Annotated in this window: 5 protein-coding genes and 3 rRNA genes; all 8 read right to left on the reverse strand. The window is 61.8% G+C overall.

The genetic code is table 11. The annotated features are described in order from the left end of the window. Nucleotides 1-108 precede the first annotated feature (108 nt). On the reverse strand, nucleotides 109-1,872 hold the full coding sequence (recN, locus tag H276_RS0122225) for a DNA repair protein RecN (RefSeq protein ID WP_019973480.1): 1,764 nt from the start codon (nucleotides 1,870-1,872) through the stop codon (nucleotides 109-111). A 4-nt stretch (nucleotides 1,873-1,876) separates the two neighbouring features. Continuing rightward, nucleotides 1,877-2,800 carry an NAD kinase gene (locus tag H276_RS0122230; protein ID WP_019973481.1) on the reverse strand — a complete coding sequence of 308 codons (924 nt, stop codon included), beginning with the start codon at nucleotides 2,798-2,800 and terminating at the stop codon, nucleotides 1,877-1,879. After that, nucleotides 2,797-3,606, reverse strand: coding sequence for a TlyA family RNA methyltransferase (locus H276_RS0122235; RefSeq protein ID WP_026357308.1), 810 nt, complete (start codon nucleotides 3,604-3,606; stop codon nucleotides 2,797-2,799). Before H276_RS0122235 ends, H276_RS0122230 begins: the two co-directional genes overlap by 4 nt. 6 nt (nucleotides 3,607-3,612) lie before the next feature. Beyond that, the gene (locus tag H276_RS0122240; RefSeq protein WP_019973483.1) at nucleotides 3,613-3,822 is read right to left on the reverse strand and encodes a hypothetical protein; all 210 of its coding nucleotides are present in this window, start codon (nucleotides 3,820-3,822) and stop codon (nucleotides 3,613-3,615) included. A gap of 94 nt (nucleotides 3,823-3,916) precedes the next feature. Further along, entirely contained in the window at nucleotides 3,917-4,723 is an 807-nt protein-coding gene (locus H276_RS0122245; protein WP_081625539.1) for a tetratricopeptide repeat protein, read from the reverse strand. Between the two features lie 146 nt (nucleotides 4,724-4,869). Beyond that, nucleotides 4,870-4,983, reverse strand: a 5S ribosomal RNA gene (gene rrf, locus H276_RS0122250). Nucleotides 4,984-5,144: 161 nt separating this feature from the next. After that, a 23S ribosomal RNA gene (locus H276_RS0122255) occupies nucleotides 5,145-8,267 on the reverse strand. A gap of 374 nt (nucleotides 8,268-8,641) precedes the next feature. Next, nucleotides 8,642-10,159 (reverse strand): 16S ribosomal RNA (locus H276_RS0122260). Together the 16S, 23S and 5S rRNA genes form the textbook arrangement of a ribosomal RNA operon. Nucleotides 10,160-10,213 lie beyond the last annotated feature (54 nt).

Genomic DNA, 10,213 nt, shown 5'->3' on the forward strand with positions numbered 1-10,213 from the left:
TCTCAATCGCTTCGTGTGATGAAATGCAAACCTTCGCGCGGTTGCCGCAGATCGCCATCTGCTGCGCACCGTTCAAACCAGCCTGCCTGGACCTCTGGGCGCACTCGGCTACGGCTCGCTACGCTCCTGCTGCGCGGATTCCAGCAGTTCCCTGGCGTGGGCGCGGCCGCTGTCGGACTCGCCGAGTCCCGCCAGCATCCGGGCCAGTTCGGCGACGCGGTCGTCGTCATCGATGCGCCGCACACCACTGGGCTTGCCGCGGCCGTCACCGGCGTCGAGCACAAGGTGAGCGTCGGCATATGCCGCAACCTGCGGCAGGTGGGTGACGACGATGACCTGATGGGTCCGGGCCAGCCGGGCCAACCGGCGACCGATCTGCACTGCAGCACGTCCGCCCACCCCGGCGTCGACCTCGTCGAACACCATCGTGGTGCCCTCGGCTGAGGCGGACAGCACCACCTCGAGGGCGAGCATGACGCGCGACAGCTCACCGCCGGAGGCACTCTTGGTCAGCGGGAGAACATCGGCGCCGCGGTGTGCGGTGAAGCCGAACTCGACGGTGTCGACCCCGTCGTGACCGGCGTGCACGACCGTCCCGTCGGGCAGTGTCACCGGCGCGGAGTCGTCGGCTCGCGCGGCCATCGGTACCACGGTGATGCTGAAAATCGCATTGGCCATGGCCAGTCCGCCGAGCTCCGCGGTGACCGCCTTGGCCAACCCTTTCGCCGCCTTGGTCCTGACCTTGGTCAACTCGCCGGCCGCCGCCGCCAGCCGGCCTTCCAATTCCCCGACGCGGCGGTCCAGACCAGCCAGCGTCTCCTCCGAGACATCCAATTGCGCCAACCGGTCGACGGCTTCACGGGCCCAGGCCAGCACACCGTCGATATCGGCCGCGTACTTGCGGGTGAGCGTGCGCAACTCGGCCTGCCGCGCCAGCTTGTGTTCCAAAGTACTTGCGTCGCTGGGTAATTCGGACAGATAGTGACCAAGCTCCGCAGTCACGTCGCTGATCACCGCGACGGCTTCGGCCAGCCGGACGCCCAATGCCTGCAGCGATGCGTCGTCGGTGGACTCCAAAGCCGATTTCGCCTGCCCCACACCGTCAGCCGCCGAAACCGAATCCGGCGCCAGATCGTCAAGCGCACCGGACAGCGCCACCCGCGCCGCCTGCGCGGCCTCCCGCAGCGCATCGAGTTCCGAAAGTCGGCGGATGTCGGCGACGATGGCTTCGTCCTCACCGGGCTGTGGGGCCACGGCGTCGATCTCGTTGATCCCGAAGGTCAGCCGGTCTGCCTCCTGGGCCAGTTCCCGTGCCCGTGCCCGGCGATCAGCGAGATCCTTACGTGCCAGCTGCCACTCGTCGCGGATCCGGCGATACCGCGTCAGCAGCTTATCCACGTCGGCATACCGGTCCAGGGCGACGCGCTGCTCGTCCGGACGCATCAAACGCAACTGGTCGTTCTGGCCATGCAGTGTGAGAACCTCGGCGGTGAAACTGCTCAGCGACTTCGCCGGCACGCTGCGGCCGCCGAGGTAGGCCCGTGACGGCCCCGCCCGGCTGACCGAGCGCGCGGCGATCACAGTGCCGTCGTCGTCGCGATCGGCGCCCGAAGTCTCCAGCAGCTCGTCGACCCGCAGCGCCACTTCAGCGCCGAGTTCGGTGGTGCTGAACCGCCCTTCGACGACGGCCCGATCTGAACCCGACCGCACCCGGGTGGCGTCCGCACGGGCGCCACCGAGCAGATGCAGGCCTGTGACCACCATGGTCTTGCCGGCGCCGGTCTCACCGGTCAATACGGTCAGTCCACGGTCGAACTCCGCGGTGGCCGCGCTGATCGCACCGAGTGACTCGATTCGGATCTCTGCGAGCACGTGCCTACTTCCCCCGCCAACCCGTAACCGGCAGCCGGAACTTGCGCACGAGCCGGTCGGTGAACGGGGCACTGTCTAGCCGCACCCACTTCAGCGGTGTCCTGCAGCGGGTCACTTCCAACCGCCCGCCCGCAGGCAGCACCATCTCCCGGCGGCCGTCGCAGAACACCAGGGCGTCGTGACCACCCGCTTCAACTTCGATGGCGATCGAAGCATCCGGGCTCGTGACCATCGGCCGGTCGAACAACGCGTGGGCATTGTTGGGTACCACCAGGATCGCCTCCAGGTCCGGCCACAGCACCGGACCGCCCGCAGAGAATGCGTAGGCCGTGGACCCGGTGGGCGTGGATACGAGCACCCCGTCGCAGCCGAACGCCGACACCGGCCGACCGTCCACCTCTAGAACCACTCCGAGCACACCGAGCCGTGGACCTTTTTCCAGGCTGGCCTCGTTGAGTGCCCAACCCCGGTTGATGACTTTGTCACCGACGCGCACCGTCACGTCGAGGGTCATCCTGTTCTCGATCCGGTAATCCCGGCTGATGACGCGGTCGAGCACGTGGTCGATGGCCTCGGCCTCGGCCTCGGCAAGGAATCCGATGCGGCCGAGGTTCACTCCCAGCACCGGGATCTCCGCAATGCGCGCCAGTTCGGCGGCACGCAGGAAGGTTCCGTCGCCGCCCAGGACCAGCACCAGTTCGCAGCTCTCGGCGGCACATTCGTCGGCGTCGACCACCTGAATATCGACGCCGAGCGCACGCATGTCGTCGGGCGCCAGGTGCAGGGGTCCGCGGTCAACCGCCTCGGCCGACAGCACGCGCAAACCGATACCGTTGTCTCCCAGCACTTTTTCGACCCGGCGGCCCACCTCGGTGGCCTCGTCCCGACCGGTGTGTACCACCAGCAGTATCGTGCGCTCACAGGTCATTGCGGGCCCTCCTCGACCGCCCGGCGTACCGCCTGCTCGAGCGATTCACCGTGCAGCGACTCGTTCGTATCAGCACGCAGCCGCAGAAAGTATTCGACATTGCCCGATGGTCCGGGCAGCGGGCTCGCCGTCACGCCGACAGCATGCCAGTGCAGTTCCGCCGCCCTTCGGGCGACCGTACACACCGCCTCGACCCGTAATTGTGGGTCGGACACCACCCCGCCGGCCCCGACCCGGTCCTTACCGACTTCGAACTGGGGCTTGACCATCGGAACGATATCGGCACCCGGACCGGCACATGCGGTGAGCGCGGGCAGGACCGTCGCCAGGGATATGAACGACAAGTCGGCAACGACGAGATCCACCGGGCCGTCGATGGCGTCGGCCGTCAGCTCACGGACATTCGTGCGCTCGATCACCCGGACCCGATCATCGGAGCGCAGGGACCAGGCCAACTGGCCGTACCCGACGTCCACCGCGACGACCTCGACGGCACCTCGGTCCAACAAAACCTCGGTGAATCCCCCGGTCGATGCGCCGGCATCCAGGCACCGCCGCCCGGAAACATCCAGCCCGAATGTGTCGAGGGCACCGATCAGCTTGTGGGCCCCGCGAGACACCCAGCTGCGTTCCTCACTTTGGGCGACGACGATATTGGCGTCCAGCATGATGGCCGTGGCCGGCTTCACTGCGGGCATGCCGTCGATACGTACCCGGCCGGCGGCGATCAACTCCGCGGCCTGCTGGCGGGACCGGGCCAACCCACGTCTCACCAACTCGGCGTCAACACGAGCCCGACGAGCCACCACCGCTCACCTACCGGATCCGGCACCGCCGACGGCCACACCTCTGTCGACCGACTCGAGCGCGTCCACCAACAGCTCATGGGCTTCTTCCAGCCGGGCCGCAACGGCCTCTATATCCTCGATACCCACCTCGGCGCCGTACGCCTCGGCCGTATCCGGCAGGTCTGCCAGCACGGCGGCGACCTGCGTGCGGAGCTGATCTGGATCGGTAGTCATAGCGCTTGTCACGCTAGTCGATGGATGCCGACAGCAACGACCAGCGCTGCAGTACCTGCCGTGCGGTGTCGGTTTGCTGCGCAACATCGTCGCGTCAGGCCAGTTCTGTGATCCGGTCCTCGGCATCGGTGACACCCTCCACATCGGCCGCCGCCGCAGTGAGGAACCACTGCAGCGCTTCCTCCGAACGCCCGAGCGCCAGCAGCGTGTCGGCATACGCGTAGAACAGCCGCGCTGCGGTCTGCCCGGTTCTAGTCGGATCCAGTGGAGGTGTCGAGAGAATCGCGAGGGCCTGTTCGAACTGGCCCAGATCGGAGCGGGCTCCCGCGGTCACGATGCGCAGTTCGTCGGCGTCGTCTCCGGTGAGCGCGGCGGCCTCAGCACTGCGAGCCAGCTCAATGGCGCGTTCCGGACGCCCGACACCACGCTCGCAATCGGCGATCATCGGCAACAGCGCCGATTTGCTGCCCATCCGGCGGGCGGCGCGCAACTCGGCCAGCGCCTGGGCCCAGTCGCCGTTGTGATAGGCCGCGATCCCCACGGCCTCCCGCACTGCGGCAAGGCGTCCCGCGCGGCTGCGGGCCGCGCGGGCGTGTGCGAGCGCAGCCTCCGGGTCTTCATCCAGGAGATTGCCGGCCGCCACGAGGTGGCGCGCCACGTAATCGGCGGTGGCTTTGTCGAGGGTCACCAGTTCACGACGGATCTCCGGCGCCAGCTGTCTGGCCTCGATATCTGAGGAGAGCGACGGGGCGTCTGATCCGCGTTCTTCTGAGGTCTGCGGCTGTGCCGCGCGCGCCCTGTTCGGACCGGACGAGCGTGGAGCGCTCTGCCGGCGCTGGCCTTGACCGCCTGATACACGCCGCGGTCGCCGCTCGCCGCCGCCTTGTTTGTCCCCGACCACGTGTGCCTTTCTGCGCTACCCTCCCGCAAAGGATACTGGCAGGCGCCAAGCCGACATAATCGTCGAATTCGAAAATGGCTTTTGTTGGTTTGTTGTGAATATGAGAATCGCCCCCCACTTTCGTGGGGGGCGATTCTTTAATGTGTGTTCGGCGGTGTCCTACTTTTCCACCCGTGTGGGTAGTATCATCGGCGCTGGCAGGCTTAGCTTCCGGGTTCGGGATGGGACCGGGCGTTTCCCTGCCGCTATGGACCGCCGTAACTTTATTCACCCGTTTCTGGGTGTGAATCTTTGGGTGTGTTTTGGTGGTGGGGTGTGGTGTGCACCCGTGGCGACCCGGGGGTCGTGGGGGTGTGTGGTGTGGTTGCGAAGCAAGGTTGTGCGTGTCTTACGAAACCCGAACACGTTGGTGTTTGTGGGTTGTTGTAAGTTTTCGGCCGGTTAGTGCCAGTTCCCTGCGCCCATTGCTGGGTGTCTAGGTCTGGTCTATCGATCCCGTGGTCTGCGGGGGGCCTTATCCCACTGAAATGGGTGAGAAGCCTGGTCTTGGAGGGGGTTTCCCGCTTAGATGCTTTCAGCGGTTATCCTGTCCGAACGTAGCTATCCAGCAGTGCCCCTGGTGGGACAACTGGTAGACCAGAGGTTCGTCCGTCCCGGTCCTCTCGTACTAGGGACAGATTTCCTCAAGCTTCTGACGCGCGCGGCGGATAGAGACCGAACTGTCTCACGACGTTCTAAACCCAGCTCGCGTGCCGCTTTAATGGGCGAACAGCCCAACCCTTGGGACCTGCTCCAGCCCCAGGATGCGACGAGCCGACATCGAGGTGCCAAACCATCCCGTCGATATGGACTCTTGGGGAAGATCAGCCTGTTATCCCCGGGGTACCTTTTATCCGTTGAGCGACACCCCTTCCACTCAGAGGTGCCGGATCACTAGTCCCGACTTTCGTCCCTGCTCGACATGTCCGTCTCGCAGTCAAGCTCCCTTGTGCACTTACACTCAACACCTGATTGCCGTCCAGGTTGAGGGAACCTTTGGGCGCCTCCGTTACATTTTAGGAGGCAACCGCCCCAGTTAAACTACCCACCAGGCACTGTCCCTGAACCGGATATACGGTCCGAGGTTAGAGGCCCAATACGATCAGAGTGGTATTTCAACAACGACTCCACCCACACTGGCGTGTGAATATCACAGTCTCCCACCTATCCTACACAAACCGTATCGAGCACCAATACCAAGTTGTAGTGAAGGTCCCGGGGTCTTTTCGTCCTGCCGCGCGTAACGAGCATCTTTACTCGTAGTGCAATTTCGCCGAGTCTATGGTTGAGACAGTTGAGAAGTCGTTACGCCATTCGTGCAGGTCGGAACTTACCCGACAAGGAATTTCGCTACCTTAGGATGGTTATAGTTACCACCGCCGTTTACTGGGGCTTAAATTCTCCGCTTCACCCCGAAGGGTTAACGGGTCCTCTTAACCTTCCAGCACCGGGCAGGCGTCAGTCCGTATACATCGTCTTGCGACTTCGCACGGACCTGTGTTTTTAGTAAACAGTCGCTTCTCACTGGTTTGTGCCACCCCCTCCCGCTACCCCGGGCAAACCGGCTCACGATATGGGGGTCCCCCTTCTCCCGAAGTTACGGGGGCATTTTGCCGAGTTCCTTAACCATAGTTCACTCGTACGCCTTAGTATTCTCTACCTGACCACCTGTGTTGGTTTGGGGTACGGGCCGTGTATGTCCTCGCTAGAGGCTTTTCTTGGCAGCATAGGATCACCGAATTCGCCTCACTCGGCTATGCATCACCTCTCAGGATATGCGAAACGCGGATTTACCTACGTTCCTCCCTACAGGCTTACCCCGGTATTACCACTGACCGGTACGGCTACCTTCCTGCGTCACCCCATCGCTTGACTACTACCAACCAGGGTCCCACGCAGCCAGCGATCCCCGCACCCCGAAGGGATTAGTGGACCACCATTTGGGTGGTTAGCACGATTGATTCATCAGGGACGCACACACACGGGTACGGGAATATCAACCCGTTGTCCATCGACTACGCCTGTCGGCCTCGCCTTAGGTCCCGACTCACCCTGGGCGGACTGGCCTGGCCCAGGAACCCTTGGTCTTTCGGCGGGCAAGGTTCTCACTTGCCTATTCGCTACTCATGCCTGCATTCTCACTCCCACACCCTCCACCACTCGATCACTCGGCGGCTTCACCGGATGCAGGACGCTCCCCTACCCAACGTACAAATACGTTGCCGCGGCTTCGGCGGTGTGCTTGAGCCCCGCTACATTATCGGCGCACAATCACTTGACCAGTGAGCTATTACGCACTCTTTCAAGGGTGGCTGCTTCTAAGCCAACCTCCTGGTTGTCTTCGCGACTGCACATCCTTTTCCACTTAGCACACGCTTAGGGGCCTTAGCCGGCGATCTGGGCTGTTTCCCTCTCGACGCACGGAGCTTATCCCCCGCCGTCTCACTGCCACACTCTTAGACTTGTCGGCATTCGGAGTTTGGCTGACGTCAGTAACCTAGTAGGGCCCATCGGCCATCCAGTAGCTCTACCTCCAACAAGAAACATGTGACGCTGCACCTAAATGCATTTCGGGGAGAACCAGCTATCACGGAGTTTGATTGGCCTTTCACCCCTACCCACAACTCATCCCCTCAGTCTTCAACCTAAGTGGGTTCGGGCCTCCACACGGTCTTACCCGCGCTTCACCCTGGCCATGGGTAGATCACTCCGCTTCGGGTCCAGAACACACCACTACACCAACCCCTACGGATTGGATACGCCCTATTCAGACTCGCTTTCGCTGCGGCTACCCCACCCGGGTTAACCTCGCGACATGTCCCTGACTCGCAGGCTCATTCTTCAAAAGGCACGCCATCACCCCACACAAAGTGAGGGCTCTGACGGATTGTAAGCGCACGGTTTCAGGTACTCTTTCACTCCCCTCCCGGGGTACTTTTCACCATTCCCTCACGGTACTCATCCGCTATCGGTCACTGGGAAGTATTCAGGCTTACCGGGTGGTCCCGGCAGATTCACAGCAGATTCCACGAGCCCGCTGCTACTCGGGAACACCATCAAGACAGACGTCGGGTTTTCACGTACCGGGCTCTCACCGTCTACGGCAGGCCATCCCAAGCCACTTCCGCTAACCACAACATTTTCTCACTGCCCCCCAGTCGGATAGAACTGAGAAGATAGGTCCCACAACCCCGCACACACAACCCCTACCCGGTATCACATGCATACGGTTTAGCCATCCTCCGCTTTCGCTCGCCACTACTCACGGAATCACAATTGTTTTCTCTTCCTACGGGTACTGAGATGTTTCACTTCCCCGCGTTCCCCCCCGACACCTATGTATTCAGTGCCGGGTGACACGACATCACTCGTGCCGGGTTTCCCCATTCGGACATCCTCGGATCCACGCTCGGTTGACAGCTCCCCGAGGCATATCGCAGCCTCCCACGTCCTTCATCGGCTCCCAGTGCCAAGGCATCCACCATGCGCCCTTAAACACTTACAACACAAAAACCAAAAATGAGTTTCAAAAGAAATTGCACATCAACACACAAACACACAAGACCCACACCACCCCTACAGGCAGTGACAGCCTCACATATCCGCGTGCTAGATGCTCGCAACCACTATCCACAAATCAAACACCACACCCCACCACCAAAGCAGGGCAACAACACGACCTCCCACCCCACACAGGGGCCAGGGAAACACGGGCCTGTTGTCTCAAAGCCCAATAGCGTGTCTGGCAGCTTCCTCACCGACGAATCCCACGCCGGCTCAACGTTTGTTGTTGCACCAAACCCCGGTCACTACAACCCGACAGGTTCCTCACGGCTCACACCCTCCCCAACGGAGAGCGTCTCTCGTGGTGCTCCTTAGAAAGGAGGTGATCCAGCCGCACCTTCCGGTACGGCTACCTTGTTACGACTTCGTCCCAATCGCCGATCCCACCTTCGACGGCTCCCTCCACAAGGGTTAGGCCACCGGCTTCGGGTGTTACCGACTTTCATGACGTGACGGGCGGTGTGTACAAGGCCCGGGAACGTATTCACCGCAGCGTTGCTGATCTGCGATTACTAGCGACTCCGACTTCACGGGGTCGAGTTGCAGACCCCGATCCGAACTGAGACCGGCTTTGAAAGGATTCGCTCCACCTCACGGCATCGCAGCCCTTTGTACCGGCCATTGTAGCATGTGTGAAGCCCTGGACATAAGGGGCATGATGACTTGACGTCATCCCCACCTTCCTCCGAGTTGACCCCGGCAGTCTCCTACGAGTCCCCGGCATCACCCGCTGGCAACATAGGACAAGGGTTGCGCTCGTTGCGGGACTTAACCCAACATCTCACGACACGAGCTGACGACAGCCATGCACCACCTGCACACAGGCCACAAGGGAAACCACATCTCTGCAGTCGTCCTGTGCATGTCAAACCCAGGTAAGGTTCTTCGCGTTGCATCGAATTAATCCACATGCTCCGCCGCTTGTGCGGGCCCCCGTCAATTCCTTTGAGTTTTAGCCTTGCGGCCGTACTCCCCAGGCGGGGTACTTAATGCGTTAGCTACGGCACGGATCCCAAGGAAGGAAACCCACACCTAGTACCCACCGTTTACGGCGTGGACTACCAGGGTATCTAATCCTGTTCGCTCCCCACGCTTTCGCTCCTCAGCGTCAGTTACTGCCCAGAGACCCGCCTTCGCCACCGGTGTTCCTCCTGATATCTGCGCATTCCACCGCTACACCAGGAATTCCAGTCTCCCCTGCAGTACTCCAGTCTGCCCGTATCGCCCGCACGCCCACAGTTAAGCTGTGAGTTTTCACGAACAACGCGACAAACCACCTACGAGCTCTTTACGCCCAGTAATTCCGGACAACGCTCGCACCCTACGTATTACCGCGGCTGCTGGCACGTAGTTGGCCGGTGCTTCTTCTGCACATACCGTCACTTACGCTTCGTCTGTGCTGAAAGAGGTTTACAACCCGAAGGCCGTCATCCCCCACGCGGCGTCGCTGCATCAGGCTTGCGCCCATTGTGCAATATTCCCCACTGCTGCCTCCCGTAGGAGTCTGGGCCGTATCTCAGTCCCAGTGTGGCCGGTCACCCTCTCAGGCCGGCTACCCGTCGTCGCCTTGGTAGGCCATCACCCCACCAACAAGCTGATAGGCCGCGGGCCCATCCCACACCGCAAAAGCTTTCCACCCCAGACCATGCAGTCCGGAGTCCTATTCGGTATTAGACCCAGTTTCCCAGGCTTATCCCAAAGTGCAGGGCAGATCACCCACGTGTTACTCACCCGTTCGCCACTCGAGCACCCCGAAGGGCCTTTCCGTTCGACTTGCATGTGTTAAGCACGCCGCCAGCGTTCGTCCTGAGCCAGGATCAAACTCTCCAAACAAAACCCAAAAAAGGCCATTCAGAAAAATCCGATCACAAACAACAGACACCAAAA

It is taken from the genome of Mycobacterium sp. 141 (assembly GCF_000382405.1).
Lineage (GTDB): Bacteria > Actinomycetota > Actinomycetes > Mycobacteriales > Mycobacteriaceae > Mycobacterium.